This window comes from Vibrio sp. MACH09 (assembly GCF_033238805.1).
Lineage (GTDB): Bacteria > Pseudomonadota > Gammaproteobacteria > Enterobacterales > Vibrionaceae > Vibrio.
In genome coordinates this window covers 230,977-247,780 of sequence record NZ_BSFZ01000002.1, presented here as the reverse complement: position 1 = coordinate 247,780, position 16,804 = coordinate 230,977, and the positions used below count along the sequence as shown (strand labels likewise).

Below are 16,804 nucleotides of genomic sequence, written 5' to 3'. Positions count from 1 at the left end.
CAAGTAGCGGTTAACTGGACAGTACAAGTGGGTGTTACTCCTCTGCTTGTACTGTTCTCACACAATTTCTGCCGTTATTTTTTGATTGGTATAGGGCGATATCTGCTCTGGCTAATAAATGATCCAATGAATCACCATTAACTGCCTGCGTTACTCCCACACTTATGGTGATCGGCTGTGGAAAAGAGTGGCAGTTTTCTATTCTGGCGCGAATTTTCTCAGCCAGTATTGTGGCACTGTCTATATCACTATTGTGTGCCAAGACAACAAACTCTTCACCTCCCCACCGGCTTACGCAGTCTGATTGTCGAGTCGATGAGTCAATATTGGTCGCAATGGTCTGTAGTACCTGATCCCCTTTTAAGTGACCGTATTTATCGTTGATATCTTTGAACTTATCGATATCTATCATGAGTACGGAAATAGGCGTGGATGAACGTTCACTCTGCAACAGAGCTTTTTTCGCCTGATATTCAAACGCAGCTCGATTATTTAACTGGGTCAATGCATCTGTTGTTGCCATGGCCTCTAGCTGCTTATGAAAGAAATTTACTACCCAAGAGACAATAATGAGGATGACGATAATGGTGACTAGGCCGATAAACAGATTGGTATAGAGGATGGTCCGTATCTCGCTAAAGGTGATCTCTTCCTCTTGCTCTATTAACATCCACCAGTTGAGCTCAGCAATATATTGTAGGTTTAATAAGAATTTTCCATGCTCATTTTGATACTCAAGAATGGTTGAATCATGTTGATTGGCATTGCTCAGTGCATCGGAAAAAGTTGGCAGATTAGATATGGCTTTACTGTCGAGCATTGCTCCTTCTGAATGAGAAATAATATGGCCGTGAGCATCAAGAAAGTAGATGTTCTGGTTATAGTTATGTTTAAACTGTTGCAGAATGTTCTTGATAACATCGAACTTCAACCCTAAACCAACAACGCCTAATAATTGATCTTCATGAAATATTTTATAGTTAACAAACAGTGCTGGTGTATGGCTTGAGTCGATATTTGGCCCTACATTTAGCTCATACATTTTGTCGCTATTAACAAAATCAAAATACCATGCAGCTTGAGGATCATCTTCTGATTCATACATTTTAACCCCTTCAGAGTTAAAATATTGCTGTGATTCGGATGAAACGACAAAACTAATTAGGGCATTACTACGGTGTTTTATCTGAGCTAAATAGCTGACAAGATCTTCATCCTCACAGACATTGTTCTGTAACCAGCGTTGGATAAAACGATCATTGGCTAACATAGAGGAAGCGATAATGGCTGGAAGCACATTTAAAGTGATTTCAGAATAGACTTCAGTCGTCGCCTTTGGTAGTTCCGTTTCGATAATTGAATTGCGTAAATTGAGTTTAAGGTAGTAAAAATTTACTGCGTTGGTAAAAACAAACCCGGCCAGCATCAAAAGTGAAATAATGATGATTAATAATCCGCGTTTAGAATTTCCACTGTTTATTAGAAACATAAACTACCTATTGGCCGAACGAGTTTTTGTGTAAATCTAAGCAACTCGATACACTTATTTCACTCTAACTTATTCAATTATGGTGCATATTGATAAAAGAGCGAAATTCATCCTAAGGCAGCATAATGTTTATTGCCGTAACGTGAGCTTAATCATTAATCTCTCAATCTATCGGACGAGGTGATCATATATGTCCTCGAATAAGGAGTGTTAGCCGCCGATTAGTACCGTTGGAAAACCCAGTACTATGGTTCCACCGTGCGCTGTCATATCGGTCATTCTTGCTGCTGGCATATTATTAATTAGTACTGTGGCACTCCCTTTAATAATGCTGTCAGGTGGACCTACGCAGACACACATCTGTCCCAATGTTGCAGCAGGTAAGTTGCCTATTAGCACCGTAGATGGCATTGGCAGTATTGGGCCTCCGACGTGTGGAATCGGTACAATGGCAGGAGTTTGCATAGGACAAACATGCATATCAGTTGCTCTTGCAGCAGGAAACATTACAACGCTCCTTCTTGTTCGCCATTACCACCGTTAGCAATATCAGACCCCATATCAATATAATGCTTATATCGTTCTACCGCATGAGCACCATCCGGTAACACTGCGGTTAGATTGATACATCCGGCAACGGCTTGAGCATATAAGTTTGCGGGTGGAGGAACGATAGGATCGGTTGGTGATGTCATACTACCACCACTCCAAAACGCAGCTTGTGCAGCCCAGCCGGCACCTGTATCTAGAGTCGCTATTTTCGCCATCTCTTCGGCATGGCGCCGACTGGTTTCATCAGGCGTATAAACCCAAGCTTTGGCGGCGTTAACGGCGTCATTTTCTTCAGTCGACCAATCATCCCGACTCGCTGCGCAGTTACAGGCCCACCAAATAGATTCTCTAATTGGCAAGCCGTGAGCTATAAATGTGACTGCGTCACTATATAATTCACTGTTAATTGCTTGTTCTAGCCAATCATAAGGGGACATGTTTTCGGTCAGTGCTTCTTGAGCTTCTGCCGTTGGCTCGTATAGTGCCATTATGTCCTTGGCGAATTGGTGTGGAATTTTTAAAAATTTCATTAGTTTACCTTCGCAATTGCACCTTGAATTTGAACCATGGCACCTGCTTTAATCTCCGTCATCGCGCTACCATTTACCGAGACAAGGGCTCCCTTGATGTCGGTTTTCCCTTGCCCTTCAACGGTTACCATCGCCGCTTTAAGTTCTGCTTTTGCCTGTCCTGCAATACTGACTTGAGGAGCTTCAATTTTTATTCCACTCGCGCTAAGTTCGATTTTACAAGCGCCTACAGCTAAGGCAATTTTGGTTTTTCCTTTTAAGGAGATCTCTTGTCCATCTACGGTTATTGATGCCGTTGCGGTAATGTCTGCGTTTGAACTCGCTTCAACGGCGATGTTTTTATCCGATTTAATCGAGAAATCTTCTTTGCTCGTAGCTTGAACGGTTTTGCTGGAATCTAAGGAAAACGCTTCTTTACTGGAAATCGCCATCGTTTTTTCTGTGGCCGCGGTAAACGCTTCCTTACTGGTTACATCTAAGGTTTTTTCTATGTTAACGGCTTTTGCACCAGTGATTGTCGACGTGCTATCGTTTTCAACTTCTAGCAATAGATCTTTTTGTGCATGGAGATAGAACTGTTCTTTGTCTTTTTGATCGTCAAAGCGAATTTCATTGCTGGTTTTACTGCTTCCATCTGGCGTGGTTCGAGTGCGGATGCCACTTTGAGTTGCAGAATCAAATGGTGGTTTGTTGGATGGGTTATAAATTGAACCAGAGATAACGGGATAGTCAGGGTCGCCATCAATATAGCTAACGATAACTTCATCACCAATCCGTGGAGTAAACTGCATGCCAAATCCGTTGCTAGCAAAGTTTTGGGATACCGCTAGCCAACAGGAGGTGTTTTCGTCATTTTCACCATTTTGATCCCAATGAAACTGAACTTTTACTCTTCCCTGATCATCACTATAAATCTCCTCTCCACTTGGGCCTGTGACATAAGCGCTGTGTACGCATGATACACGAGGCTTACTTAGCATTTTAGGACGAAAGGTTGTGGTACTTGGAATACACTCAAACTGATTACGATATTGAATGTCTCGTCCTGATTCAGCGCTTTTTATATGATGAACGATTTCGGTGACTACATATTCTTGATTGCTGTCAGAAATTGGATGGTCAGAGAGCTTGAAATTGTATCCTGCAGAGAGCTCCATAATAGTAGAAGAAGAACTGCATACATATTTTTCTGCATCCAGCGACTCCATTTGTGTCTTAGCTAGAGTACGAATGATAGATTTATCCTTGCTACCAACGCCATAGTGGTAACTCGATAAGTCATTGATGCTGGTTGATGCGGAGGAAGACTGTTCGCCACTATCTATTAGCTCAGGAAGTTCATGGCTGAAATCAGCAAGGCTGACTTTGGCAGAGGTGACTTTACTTTTTTGTTTCCAATTGCTTATGGTGAACTCGTTACTACTCCCCAACTTTTTATATGAGTAAGGGCTATTTTTGGCGCTTTCAAAGCTTTGATTTTTATCAGAAATAAGTACTTTATGAGAAGAGGAAGAGTGATCAACTCGATAATGCCAACCTTCACTTGCCATAATACGATGAGCAAATGCCAGATCCGTCTCGTCCATTTGAGTGCAATATTCGTGCTCCTCGCCGTCGCCAGATACGGATATTTTGATATAGCTTTTTATTCCCGCTTTTTCAAAAATAGTCTCAAGCACTTTTTTGCTACTGACATTTTGGAAGATCTGTCGGTTGTGACGAAAAGCTAAAATAGATAGTGCGTCACTTGAACCTATTCGGTAGTAGTAGAGATCTTTCTCGATACTGTACTCAATAAGTTCAATTGAAGTAATTAACCCATTGAAAGAGCGGCTATTTTCACCTTGATTAAACTCAATCGCGACAGGTTTACCTAACGATGAATCTTGAACTGGTTCGGGAGAAACAAGTGATAGTGATAGTTTACTTCCAGCAGACAGCGCCTCCTTACAGGTCATATCGGTAATAATGTAAGGACCTTTTCCATCCAGTTTTACCGTCAAAGGGCGGGAGCTAGAATTGTACTCATCAACGGCCATATGTTCCCCAAAATAAGAATGAATTTAACATAGATTCAATGAATTAAGAGTACATCATATCAGCGTTTTAGTCATTATAGGATTTGCTCCTGAAGTGCTAATAAGACCAGTACTTATAAAGGATACAGAGTGAGTGAAGGCATGAAAATAAAAGGACAGCCGTCAATAATTATCAGGGACTAATTATCAGGGACAGTCATTACTACAGTTAGAAGATAGTCACATTGAATAAAGCCACACGTAGTTACATGAAATCTAAGTTAACTGGATCGGTTTTTACAATATCAACCTTCTTCGGTAAAGGCAGTAAACCGAAGAAGGTTGAACAATATGTTCGCTCTATAATTTTACGCAATAGTATTATTGAGCAAGTAGAGTCGGCCAGTTTTTATCCCCTTGAGCTATAAATCCGGGAACATCTTGTAACCACTGATTCTTGACTGATTTGTCATAGTTTAAATAGAGTTTGTCATCGACAATGCTCCACTGTTTAGGGTCCCCTGGAGCAAAGTCATTTTTTGCCGCTATTGCCCATGCACAGTATCCGCCATATTGTGGTGCGAACTTGTCTGGATCTGCTTGGAATTTATCAAGGTTCTCCTGGCTGGAAAAATACCAATCAGCACCTTTGTAAGAGATCTTGAAATCCTTATTGCCTTCTACTGGTTTTCCTTCGGTAAAGTAAGCAACGGTATCGTAGCCATCTAATGCTTTATTACTGAAAAAACCGGTATAAATGGCATCAGCAGCAAAGGCAGAAGTCGCGAAAAGGGCTTGGGCTGCGATCAGCAATAAACCGTTAATCCATTTTTTCATATTCGTTATCTCCGTACATTGTCTTTGTCTATGTTGTAGTAGAGAGGGGCAATGGTAAAAAAATTTCAGTGAAGGCCATTTTATTTTTAATACCTTCCCGATGGGATAATTTAAATGGTGATGAACGTGCAGTAATGAGCGAAGTGAAGGAAATTAAATCAATAAAGGAAATAGAAGTTATTAGCAGGGGGTTAACGAATTTTAGTAATGATGTTAGTGGTAAATATAATTATTTTAGTTATCGGAAATAAAAGAGTGATTAAGTGTTTTAATAAGTTTTAGATTTATATTTAAAAATGTTAATGGAATATTTTTAGTGAATTTAATTAAGCATCTTCTGATAAGTAAGCAAATGACTAATACTTAATGATTAGTTAATGCAATCACTCGTAAAGGCTTTTATGTGACAAATTGTAGTTCAATTAGATAATTATTGTTTCCAAAACTAACCCAATCAATGCTGATGTTAAAATGGATGTAAAGTTAACACATTGTTATTTATTGTGATTTTGACATTTAACCTCGTATGTAAAAGCCTTATATCACAATACGTCACAGTGATGGAGGTAGGGTAGACTATTTATTGCTAGCGAAGCTAAAAATTGTAGCTAGACTATATATAAACCGATAAACAGTAAGGTTATATATATTTACTGTTCGAAAGATAATAATAATTAAAATTTATCGACTAATACTTCTTTATAAGTGTTCGTCGCCTAATTTAATAACTGCACTGAAATTAGCATTTTTGCTAATTGCATCTCTACCACGGGAGCAACACAATGAAGGTGAATCTATTTGCCACCTGTCTTGGTGATATGGTGAAAGCCGATGTCGCTAAAAAAACCGTATTACTACTTGAACAGTTGAACTGTGAAGTGATTTTTCCACAAAAGCAGGGGTGCTGTGGTCAGCCTTCTCTCAACAGTGGTTATATTGAAGGGAGCAAGCCTGCAATGAAAAATATCATTCAGGCATTTGAAGAGAATGATTACCCGATAGTGAGCCCTGCGGGATCGTGCGCGGCTTCTATTAAGAAATACCCTCAATATTTGGCCGATGAACCTGAATGGGCCAGTCGAGCTCAACGTGTGGCAGATCGCCTGTTTGAACTGACTCAATTCATTGTTAATGAGTTAAAAGTTGAACACCTAGGAGCAAAGCTTAAAGGACGTGGTGTTTATCATCCATCGTGCAGTTTGATTCGAAAACTAGGCGTAATAGAAGAGCCACTAACCCTTCTCAACAATGTAGAAGGACTAGAGTTGCTACCCATTCAAAATCAGCAGACTTGTTGCGGATTTGGCGGCACTTTTTCCGTCAAAATGTCGGAAATTTCCGGTGAGATGGTGATAGAAAAAGTGCGCCATATTACCGAGGTTGAGCCTGACTATCTAATCGGTGCGGATATCAGTTGTTTAATCAATATTGGTGGACGAATTAGTCGTGAAGGTAAACCAGTAAAAGTGATGCACATAGTGGATGTATTGCTAAGCGGTGAGGTGAAGTAATATGTCGATGAAAACCAGCAATAAGCAGTTTCGTGAACGTATCAATGTACAGATGAAAGATGAGTTTATGCGTCAGTCTGTCGCAAATGCTCAGGAACGAATGTTTGCTAACCGTCAGATTGCCGCAGATAAGCTTGGTAACTGGGAAGAGTGGCGTGAAATGGGCATGGATATCCGTAACCATGTACTTGAAAATTTAGATTATTACCTGCAACAGCTTAGCGACAATGTGGCTAAGAACGGCGGGCATGTTTTCTTTGCAAAAACAGCCGAACAGGCAACGGATTACATCGAATCCATCGTGCAAAAGAAAAATGCCAAGAAGGTCGTTAAATCTAAGTCGATGGTAACGGAAGAAATAGACCTTAACCGAGTGATTCAACAAAACGATTGCGAGGTAGTAGAAACCGATCTAGGTGAATACATTTTGCAGGTCGATGATTGCGATCCTCCTTCTCATATTGTGGTTCCTGCGTTGCACAAAAATCGAACCCAAATCCGTGACATTTTTAAAGATAAAATTGGTTATCAGGGCAGCAATGATCCAGAAGAGATGACACAGTTTGTTCGTGATTATATTCGTCATGACTTTTTAGAAGCAGATATTGGCATCACAGGGTGTAATTTTGCAGTAGCAGAATCAGGAACCATTAGTTTGGTTACCAATGAAGGTAATGCGCGTTTGGCCACCAGTTTACCGAAGACCCATATTGCGGTAATGGGAATGGAGCGTATTGTTCCTACCTTCGAAGAGTTGGATATTGTCATTAGTTTATTGTGCCGGAGTGCGGTTGGTATTCCGTTGACGGGGTATGTAACTGCGCTGACTGGACCAAGAGAAGATGAACATTGCGATGGACCAGAAGAGTTTCATTTAGTTATCGTTGATAATGGTCGCTCTGAGATCTTAGGCTCTGAATTTAAAGATATTCTTCGCTGTGTTCGTTGTGCCGCGTGTGTAAATACTTGTCCTGCTTACCGGCATATTGGTGGTCAGTCATACGGCTCAATTTATTCTGGCCCTATTGGTGCAGTGCTTTCTCCTCTATTAGGCGGTTATGAAGATTTTAAAGATCTGCCGTACGCTTGTAGCTTGTGCCAATCTTGTAATGATGTTTGTCCGGTGAAGATTCCTCTATCTGATTTGATCCTCAAACATAGACAAAAAATGGCTGAACAGAATATTACCCCTGCGCTAGAAAGAGCCACCGTTTCAGCATTTAACTTCATTAATGCTCGCCCAATACTGTGGAATAGTACGGTAAAAGTGGGAGCGTCTGTAGCAAGTAGTCTGATTAAGAATGGCAAAATGCCTATTAATATTGGTGCAACGAGTGAATGGACAGAAGCAAGGGATTTACCAGAGCCTGATGGTGAGTCGTTCCGTAGTTGGTTTAAATCTCATCAAAAGAAATAGGAGCCTATGATGTCAAACGCTTTGTTAACAGAGGATGCTGAACGCATTTACAACCGCAATTCATTTTTGGACAATATTGCTCAGAAACTCGGACGTGAAAAAAATATTGAGCCGGTCGAGAGACCCGCTTTGCGACATAATTGCCATCATCAGGTAATGTCTGATTACTCTAAAGATGAGTTAAAAGAGGTGCTGCTGGCCTATACTCAAACTAATTTGGCGTCGCAGGCCATTGTGGTAACAAAAGAGTCTATCTCTACAGCTATCACAAAAGTATGTGAGCAATATTGTACGGTGGACTCGCTCTCTGAACAAAATAAAGAGACAAATAAAGCGGAAGTGCTGTTGTCCGCCGACCCAAGATTGTTGGCGTTGATCCCTGAACGCTCTATCGAGTCTGAACAATATGATATTAATACTTGGCAAGCGGCTATCGGCTATCAGCGCAATATTGAGCTGGCTGAACGAGCGAAGGTTGGTATTGTTTATGCTGAACAAGCGTTAGCAGAGTCTGGTACTATGGTGCTGCATAGTAACCCTCAACAGGGGAGAGCGGTGAGCTTGTTACCTGAAGCATCGATATTTGTTGTTGCTAAAAGTACGTTGTTTGCGCGGTTGACCCAAGCCACGGCGGTACTGCATCAAAAAGCCACCGCGGGAGAGAGAATGCCTTCTTGCGTTAACTTTATTTCAGGACCAAGCTCTACAGCGGATATTGAACTGATAAAAGTAGTAGGGGTTCATGGCCCTGTTTATGCGACATATATTATAATTGATGATATGTAACTAAGAGTACTTCTTATGCCAGATATTGATGACTTAGTCTTGTTTACCCAGGTAATTGAAAACGGCTCTTTTAGCAAAGTGGCTGAGCTGAATGATATTACCAAATCAGTGGTCAGCAAACGAGTTAGCAAGTTGGAGACAAAGCTAGGGGTGCAGTTAATCTATCGCACCACACGCAATCTCTCTCCAACTGAGGCAGGAGAAGTTCTCTACAATCGCGCCAAAGATATAAAAGACATCGCTAAATCGGCATTTAATGCGATTAACGGCTATAACGAAGTATTGTCTGGGCATATTCGTATGTCAGTGCCGACTATCTCGGGTGACCTACTGTTGGCAGAAGCGGTATCTGACTTTTGCCAACAACATCCCGGGCTTACCATCGATATGTCGATGGACAATGAGTTTGTCGATCTTATCGCTGATAAATATGACCTAGTCATTCGAACGGGTTATTTAGAAGATTCGAGTTTAATTGCTCGGTATATTTTCAATTCACGTTGGGTGATATGTGCCACACCTCAGTATCTGGAAAAGTACGGAAAACCAGATAAACCGAAAGATCTATTACGACATAACTGTCTTGGTTACACCTATGAAAGCACCGGAACATTTGACTGGCAGTTCAAGCGAAATAGTGACGTGTATACCTTGAAAGTGAGCGGTAACTTCTCTTCTAATAACTCTGCTGCATTACGAAGAGCTGCGTTAGCAGGGAACGGTTTAGCCTATGTACCGACTTGTTTGGTGTATGAAGATTTGCAAGAGGGCAGTTTGGTTGAAGTCTTGGCTGAACAGGTAGGGAAGGAAGTTGGCATTTATGCTGTCTATCCCTACACCCGTAAACCCGCCAAACGAATTCAAGCTTTGATTGAACATATCCGTGATCGTTATTTAGCGATAAACGAATATTTTTAATATCGATAAATTGAATCAGATTCATGTAGTATATACTCAAGTGACCTCAAGATGCTGGATTCAGAGCAACATCAACAAGTTCAGTTCAAGAAAGATAATTGAAGGAATGGCATTCCCTTTCGAGATTATCTGACGCAGAAATGAGCGTGTTGATGTACTATTGGCTCCTGCTCTGTGTTACTGATTCTTGCCGTAGAATGACTATGCCTTCAAATCAGTGCCTTGATCAGCAGCCAATAAATTCTCGCTGAACAAGCACCTTGAGGTCATTTGAGTATAGCGGCACTAACTTAACGATAGATGCCTATGACCATTGATATCAAAACAGATTCTGAGCCGACAATTAGCTGTTCCAACTGCCACGCTTGTTGTTGTCGCTTAGAAGTCATGATTTTAACAGACACTGGTGTACCAGAAGAGCACATTGCGGTAGATCGTTGGGGCGGAGAAACCATGCTGCGTTTAGATGATGGCTGGTGCTCAGCATTAGATAGAGAAACCTATATGTGTACCATCTATGAAAACCGCCCGTGGATTTGTAGAGAGTTCGAGATGGGCTCTTATGAATGTCGTGATGAAAGAGTGGGTTTGTAGTTCTACTCTTTGAGGTAATCCTATGGATATTTTTATAATACCAGTTGAATAAATATCCACTCATCCCCATATCCTTGAAACATGGATAACACTACGGATAGTTGAATGGATTACTTATTTGCCGTTACCCTTTTTGCCGTCTCCTCTTCGGTAACGCCCGGCCCCAATAACATTATGGTTATGACCTCTGGTGTCAATTTTGGCATCAAGAAAACCCTTCCTTTACTTAGCGGAATTTGTATCGGCTTCACCATTATGTTGTTGTTGGTAGGATTGGGGTTTGCGCAGCTTTTTGAGCTGTTTCCGAGTTTACACATGATTATTAAATGTATCGGAACCCTATATCTGCTCTATTTAGCATGGTTAATTGCTAAGTCTGCTGGTGCTATCGGTTCTGACAACCAAACAGAACCGTTATCCTTTTTGAAAGGGGCCTTGTTTCAGTGGGTTAACGCAAAAGCTTGGGTGGTGGCGACGGGGGCTATAGCCGCGTTTACCACGGCAGGAACCAGTTTTTACGGGCAAAACCTCACCATCGCCTTAACGTTTTTTATTGTTTCATTTCCTTGTGTTGGCATATGGCTACTGTTCGGTTCTATGCTGAAAAAAGTATTAAAAGATCCGCAAAAACGAGTCTGGTTTAACTATACGATGGCAGGCTTGTTGGTGTTGTCTGTGCTACCTGTCATTAACGAAATCGCTCAGCCACTGCTTCATCTGTAATAGAGAGCTCTGCTATGTGTATCTAATGAATCTCAACATGTCGCATTCCGGGTATGTAAATCGAGGGAGTTCTCATTGGCTTAGCCATAAAAAAATAGGCAGGCTCTTCACAAGGCCTGCCTATTTAACCTCAACTCAGGATAAGAAAGTCAAGACGCCATATTTAATAATAAGTTAAGCTTTAACTAGGCGCAGTGCTGCTATTTTTTGATTGTGTTGGCGAGGTTTGATTTCTCTATTATTCGTTTAGTTAAAAACGATCTGGAAAATCAGAGAATATCGCATCAACTTGCTCTAGTAAGGCAAAGTCTTCTGCCCGATTAACGGTGTAACACCATACCTGATAACCCTGTTGCTTTAGCGTATCTAGCTGATTTTGTGTCACAAACTGATAGTTTAAGTGACAACTATAGGCAGACACTTTTTGTAACTGACTCTGTACTTCGTCGCTGTACTCTTCACTAATAACGCCAATTCGAAATGCAGAGCATTGCTTGGCTAACTCATCTAAAACGGCGAAAGAAAAACTAGACAGTAAAACCCGATCTGTTGAGATACCTGATAAAATCAGGGCTTTTTTAAGGGTTCTGACCACTTTTCGTGCATTAGTGGTATCCAATTTCACTTCAATATTCAGATGAAGACCATGCTCTTTGGCTAAAGCTAATAGCTCATCAATGGTCATTATCTGTTCATTGGCACTTTCACTGGAGAACCATTGACCAAAATCCAATTGACGAATTTGATCTAACGTAAGGCTGTCAACACGACCAGTACCATTACTACAACGGTCTACAGTGAAGTCATGACACACCACTAACTCACCATCTTCAGTGGGCTGAATGTCAATTTCTACCCAGTTAAGTCCTAGCTCAACGGCTTTTAATATGCTCAGTCGAGTATTTTCGGGATAGCACCCAGAAAAACCTCGGTGGCCAACAATTTTTGTTGTCATGATGGAGATCTCTTTAGTGTACGAAGATGGATGACATTGTATTCAGTTTGCATCTAGGTTCAAGCGTTGCGATTCACAGTAATTTATTTTTACCGTTTGTTTGCTCATATCAGGCAATTTGCTGAAAGGCAGACAGAGCCGTAAGTCGCTTACCTTGAGTATCAAACAGGTGTAGATTCTTATGTTCTGCATACAGGGTTAGTGGCTGTTTCGTGTCCAATGTCATTTCTGGTGTAACGGCGATGAATGCTTGCTGGTTATATTTGCCGTGAACCAGTTGATTGGGGCCAAGTGGTTCTATTACGCTAAGGGATATACTCAGCTGTACGCTGTTGTCCAGTGGGGTAATTTCTGCTTGCTCTGGGCGAATACCTAGCGTGATTTCTTGATCTTTTAGGTGGGCATATTCTTCAAGAAAAATAACCTGCTTGCCGAGAACAATATGACCATCTTGTATGTGTGCAGAGAGAAAATTCATTGCTGGACTACCTATAAAACTGGCGACAAACTGGCTGGCGGGTTGATGGTAGACTTCTGATGGCGTGCCTACCTGTTCAATCTCACCTAGATTTAATACCACAATTCGGTCAGCTAACGTCATTGCTTCTACTTGGTCATGGGTAACGTAAACACTGGTGACTGACAGTTTTCGTTGTAGTTTTTTGATCTCTAACCGCATATGGGCTCTTAATGAAGCATCCAAATTAGATAAAGGTTCATCAAAAAGAAAAAGCTGGGGGTCACGCACAATGGCTCTACCCATGGCTACTCGTTGACGCTGTCCTCCAGAAAGTTTTGATGGTTTTCTGTCTAGGTAGGCTTCAATTTTTAGTGTTTTAGCAACCTGTTGAATTTTTTGCTCAATCTCACTTTTCTTCACCCCTCGATTTTTGAGGCCATAAGCAAGATTATTGTAAACCGTCATGTGCGGGTAGAGAGCATAGTTTTGGAAAACCATCGCGATATCTCTCATTGAAGGCTTAGTGTCATTAATCTGCTGACCATTTAAGGTGATCATTCCTCCCGATATTGTTTCAAGACCAGCAATGGAGCGTAAGATGGATGATTTTCCGCATCCAGAAGGCCCGACAAGAACGATAAATTCCCCTTGAGAGATGGAGAGGTCAATGCCTTTTACCGCTTGATGTCCGTTGTCATAAGTTTTTCTTAGTTGTTTTATTTCTAGCATGGTTTATTCCTTAATATGTGGGGCGTCTTTTTTTTAATGCCATTGGTGGCTACTTTTCGCTTTCAATGAGGCCTTTTACAAACCATCTCTGGAAGATTATTACGACTAAGATTGGGGGTAGCATGGCAAGAATGACCATGGCGAATGCGTAGTTATATTGTGGTTTCGGCGTTTCATTGATGTTGCTTAATATCTGCTTAATACCCATAACCATGGTGTTGTAGTTCTCGTCTGTGGTCATCATGATTGGCCACAGGTATTGGTTCCAACCCACCACAAACATTATGATGAAAATAGCCGCCATCATGGTTTTTGACAGAGGCAATAATATGTCGATAAGAAATCGGATTGGTCCGGCGTTATCCAGTTGCGCAGCTTCAATCAGTTCATCTGGAATGGTTTTAAAAAACTGGCGAAAGAAAAAAGTGGCGGTTGCAGAAGCGATCAATGGAATGATTAACCCAGAAAAACTGTTCAACATTCCTAAGCTCGACACAACTTCGTAAGAGGGAATGATGCGAACTTCCAATGGCAGCAATAAAGTGACAAATATGAGCCAGAACCATGCTGAGGCATAAGGGAGACGAAAATAGACCAGTGCATAAGCTGCAAATATGGAAATAATTATTTTTCCTATCGCAAAACCCATTCCCATGACTAATGAATTAATAATCATAGTCTTGGCGGTAACATTGCTAGCAAAACCTTGGCTCTGAGTCCAAGCTTGGTGATAAATCTCTTCTAATTTATCTCCGGGCCAAAACTGCAGCCCTTGCGTTAAAATGGTGGAGGAGTCGTGAGTTGAGCTAGCAAAAATCATCCAAATTGGGATCAGCATAAACAGTGCGCCAACAGTAAGGATGAGATGATCGCTCCAGTGATTTGATTGCATATTTAATTCTCCTTAGTAGTGCACACGTTTTTCGATAAACCTGAACTGTAGGTAGCTCAGAAATAGAACGATTAATAACAGCACCACTGATTGAGCCGAGCTGCCACCGAGATCAGCGCCAACAAACCCATCGGTAAATACTTTGTAAACCAAAGAGGTGGTTGAGCCTCCGGGGCCACCTGCTGTCATTGTGTCAATGACACCAAATGTATCGAAATAGGCATAAGTAAGGTTAATCACCAGCAAGAAGAATCCGGTAGGAGCCAGTAGTGGAAATGTAATGGTCCAAAACCGTCGGCTATCGCTATCACAATCCAAAGTAGACGCTTCTTTTACTGAATATGAAATAGACTGCAAACCCGCGAGAAAGTAGACAAAATTGACAGAGACTTGTTTCCAGACGGAGACTAAGACAAGGATGAATATCGCTTGTGTTGGGTTTGTTTGGTAGTGGAAATCCACGCCGAGAAGAGCGAATAGATCCACAAACATTCCAATATGAGGGTTAAAGACAAAATAACCCATTATGCCTGCTACTGCGGGTGCTACGGCATAAACCCATGTTAATAGAACTTTGTATGCGCCTTGCCCATGGATAACCTTGTCTGCTTTTACGGCAAGTAATAGCGCCAATGCAAGAGAAAGAAAAGAGACAATAATGGAGAAAAAAAGAGTAAACCCAACCGCTTTTAGGTACTCGCCAGATTCGAAAAGCATCGTATAGTTTTCGAACCAAACGAATGTAGAGGACATTCCCCAAGGGTCTTCCAGCATAAATGATAGATAGACAGCTTTAGCAGCAGGGTAGAGAAAAAAGACCGCAATAATCATGATCTGCGGTGCTAATAAAATGTAAGGCAGAGGAGAGTGCCGGAAATTTTGTCGATGTTGCACGTGAAAACCTATTTGATTAAGTACCCCAACGGACGTTGGGGTACTGTGAGAATGGCTACCAACAAGAGATAAGTTACTTAACGGTACGAGCAAAACGTTTTAATAGTTGTTTTGCTTCGTTATCAATTTTTGTCAGGCTCTCTTTAACGCCAGAATCGCCCGCAAAAATTTTGTCGGTTTCGCGGTACATCACTTCACGTATTTGAGGGTAAAAGCCCAAACGGTAACCTTTAGTCCACTCACCACCATCAAGACTTAGCTGTTTAACACCAATTTCTGCGTCTGGATTGTCTTGGTAGTAACCGGATTTTTTGGTTAGTTCATAAGCCGCATTAGTTACAGGGACATAACCTGTGGTCTTGTGCCAGTACATTTGAACTTCAGGGCTGGTGAGATAGTTAAAGAAAGCGGCGACCCCTTTATCTTCGGTTTTTTCATGACCAGACAGAGCAAATAGTGCTGCACCACCGATAAAGGTGACACCCGCATCTTTGTTTACCGATTTCCAGTAAGGCAGATACGTAGTCCCTAAGTTAAAGTCAACGCGTTCACGAAGGCCACCGAATGAACCTGAAGAACCAATCCACATAGCCACTTTTTTGCGCTCAAATGGTGTTTGGTTTGCAGACCAGTCTTTACCGTAATATTTGTAATAGCCTTTATCCGCCCACTCTTTCATTTTAGTGAAATGCATTTGTAGGTTTTTAGAGCTGTACTTAAGCTCGGTAGCTGGGGCATCAAAGCCATTGTTTTGATCAGCTAACTGCTGATTGTGTCTAGCTTTAAAGTTTTCAAAGAAGATCCAAGGAGTGTGAGACTGAGAAAATGCAGCATGCCCTTTGTTTTTCAACTTGTTGGCGACGACTTCCATCTCTTCATAAGTTTTTGGTGGTTCAACCCCTGCTTCTTTTAACATATCAGCGTTGTAATAGAGAACGGGTGTAGAGCTATTGAAAGGCATTCCGACCATTTTGCCATGACTATCAGCATAGAAGTTACGAACACCAGCCAAGTAAGCTGAAGAGTCGAATCCGTAGCCAGATTCAACCAGAATATCTTGTACCGGTTTGGCAACACCTTTTGCGTTCATAATGGTGGCGGAACCAGCATCAAAAACTTGTAATATGTTCGGCGCTTCGTTGGCACGAAATGCGGCAATACCTGCCGTTAGGGTTTCGGTATATGACCCTTTATAAACAGGAATTAATTTATACTCTGATTGTGTGGCATTAAAATCTGTTGCGATCTTATTTACAGTATCGCCGAGTTGTCCACCCATGGCGTGCCACCATGTTACTTCCGTTGTTGCTAGTGCAGTTGTTGATACGCTTGCGCCCAATAGTCCTGCTAACCATAGCTTGTTCATTCTGATTTCCTTTGTATCTGAAAAATATCATCAAAAGTTTCGTGCGAATATTGCTTTTTTCGTTCGAATACATGGTGTCGATCATTGATGACAAAATGGTTTCAGTTATCTATCAATTTTGTGAATGATTTAT

General features: G+C 41.4%; 16 protein-coding genes. 6 read left to right on the top strand and 10 right to left on the bottom strand.

The genetic code is table 11. The annotated features are described in order from the left end of the window. Positions 1–34: 34 nt before the first annotated feature. From CHJ_RS16310 to CHJ_RS16290, 5 genes are all read right to left on the bottom strand, one after another. Positions 35–1,489: a sensor domain-containing diguanylate cyclase gene (locus tag CHJ_RS16310; RefSeq protein WP_317918301.1), complete on the bottom strand. Its 1,455-nt coding sequence runs from the start codon at positions 1,487–1,489 to the stop codon at positions 35–37. 210 nt (positions 1,490–1,699) lie between these two features. After that, on the bottom strand, positions 1,700–1,996 hold the full coding sequence (locus tag CHJ_RS16305) for a PAAR domain-containing protein (protein WP_171752205.1): 297 nt from the start codon (positions 1,994–1,996) through the stop codon (positions 1,700–1,702). Further along, positions 1,996–2,571 (bottom strand): DUF6931 family protein, encoded by a 576-nt coding sequence (locus CHJ_RS16300; RefSeq protein ID WP_171752204.1) that lies wholly within the window; start codon positions 2,569–2,571, stop codon positions 1,996–1,998. The genes CHJ_RS16305 and CHJ_RS16300 overlap by 1 nt, the downstream gene beginning before the upstream one ends. After that, positions 2,571–4,610 carry a type VI secretion system Vgr family protein gene (locus CHJ_RS16295; protein WP_317918300.1) on the bottom strand — a complete coding sequence of 680 codons (2,040 nt, stop codon included), beginning with the start codon at positions 4,608–4,610 and terminating at the stop codon, positions 2,571–2,573. The genes CHJ_RS16300 and CHJ_RS16295 overlap by 1 nt, the downstream gene beginning before the upstream one ends. Before the next feature lie 360 nt (positions 4,611–4,970). Then, positions 4,971–5,426 (bottom strand): YHS domain-containing (seleno)protein, encoded by a 456-nt coding sequence (locus CHJ_RS16290; RefSeq protein WP_171752202.1) that lies wholly within the window; start codon positions 5,424–5,426, stop codon positions 4,971–4,973. Positions 5,427–6,208: 782 nt separating this feature from the next. On the opposite strand from CHJ_RS16290, the gene CHJ_RS16285 reads away from it, so the two are divergent. The 6 genes from CHJ_RS16285 to CHJ_RS16260 all read left to right on the top strand — a co-directional run bounded on the left by CHJ_RS16285 (position 6,209) and on the right by CHJ_RS16260 (position 11,375). Continuing rightward, a complete protein-coding gene (locus CHJ_RS16285; protein WP_171752201.1) occupies positions 6,209–6,937 on the top strand; it encodes a (Fe-S)-binding protein in 729 nt (242 codons plus the stop codon). Between the two features lies 1 nt (position 6,938). Beyond that, on the top strand, positions 6,939–8,354 hold the full coding sequence (locus CHJ_RS16280; protein WP_171752200.1) for a LutB/LldF family L-lactate oxidation iron-sulfur protein: 1,416 nt from the start codon (positions 6,939–6,941) through the stop codon (positions 8,352–8,354). A 6-nt stretch (positions 8,355–8,360) separates the two neighbouring features. Continuing rightward, positions 8,361–9,140 (top strand): lactate utilization protein C, encoded by a 780-nt coding sequence (locus tag CHJ_RS16275; protein WP_317918299.1) that lies wholly within the window; start codon positions 8,361–8,363, stop codon positions 9,138–9,140. 15 nt (positions 9,141–9,155) lie between these two features. Beyond that, a complete protein-coding gene (locus tag CHJ_RS16270) occupies positions 9,156–10,058 on the top strand; it encodes a LysR family transcriptional regulator (protein ID WP_171752198.1) in 903 nt (300 codons plus the stop codon). A gap of 306 nt (positions 10,059–10,364) precedes the next feature. Next, positions 10,365–10,652: a YkgJ family cysteine cluster protein gene (locus tag CHJ_RS16265; protein WP_171751468.1), complete on the top strand. Its 288-nt coding sequence runs from the start codon at positions 10,365–10,367 to the stop codon at positions 10,650–10,652. Positions 10,653–10,757: 105 nt separating this feature from the next. Then, complete coding sequence (locus CHJ_RS16260) at positions 10,758–11,375, top strand: LysE family translocator (protein WP_317918298.1); 618 nt, start codon at positions 10,758–10,760, stop codon at positions 11,373–11,375. Between the two features lie 250 nt (positions 11,376–11,625). Here the strand turns inward: CHJ_RS16260 and CHJ_RS16255 are convergent, their stop codons facing one another. The 5 genes from CHJ_RS16255 to CHJ_RS16235 form a co-directional block, all read right to left on the bottom strand. Then, the gene (locus tag CHJ_RS16255) at positions 11,626–12,330 is read right to left on the bottom strand and encodes a glycerophosphodiester phosphodiesterase family protein (protein ID WP_171751470.1); all 705 of its coding nucleotides are present in this window, start codon (positions 12,328–12,330) and stop codon (positions 11,626–11,628) included. A gap of 109 nt (positions 12,331–12,439) precedes the next feature. Further along, positions 12,440–13,519, bottom strand: a complete 1,080-nt coding sequence (ugpC, locus tag CHJ_RS16250) for a sn-glycerol-3-phosphate ABC transporter ATP-binding protein UgpC (protein WP_171751471.1) — start codon at positions 13,517–13,519, stop codon at positions 12,440–12,442. Between the two features lie 49 nt (positions 13,520–13,568). After that, positions 13,569–14,411, bottom strand: coding sequence for a sn-glycerol-3-phosphate ABC transporter permease UgpE (ugpE, locus tag CHJ_RS16245; protein WP_171751472.1), 843 nt, complete (start codon positions 14,409–14,411; stop codon positions 13,569–13,571). A 12-nt stretch (positions 14,412–14,423) separates the two neighbouring features. Then, complete coding sequence (locus tag CHJ_RS16240) at positions 14,424–15,305, bottom strand: ABC transporter permease subunit (RefSeq protein ID WP_171751473.1); 882 nt, start codon at positions 15,303–15,305, stop codon at positions 14,424–14,426. A gap of 73 nt (positions 15,306–15,378) precedes the next feature. Then, entirely contained in the window at positions 15,379–16,671 is a 1,293-nt protein-coding gene (locus tag CHJ_RS16235; protein WP_171751474.1) for an extracellular solute-binding protein, read from the bottom strand. Positions 16,672–16,804: the final 133 nt, after the last annotated feature.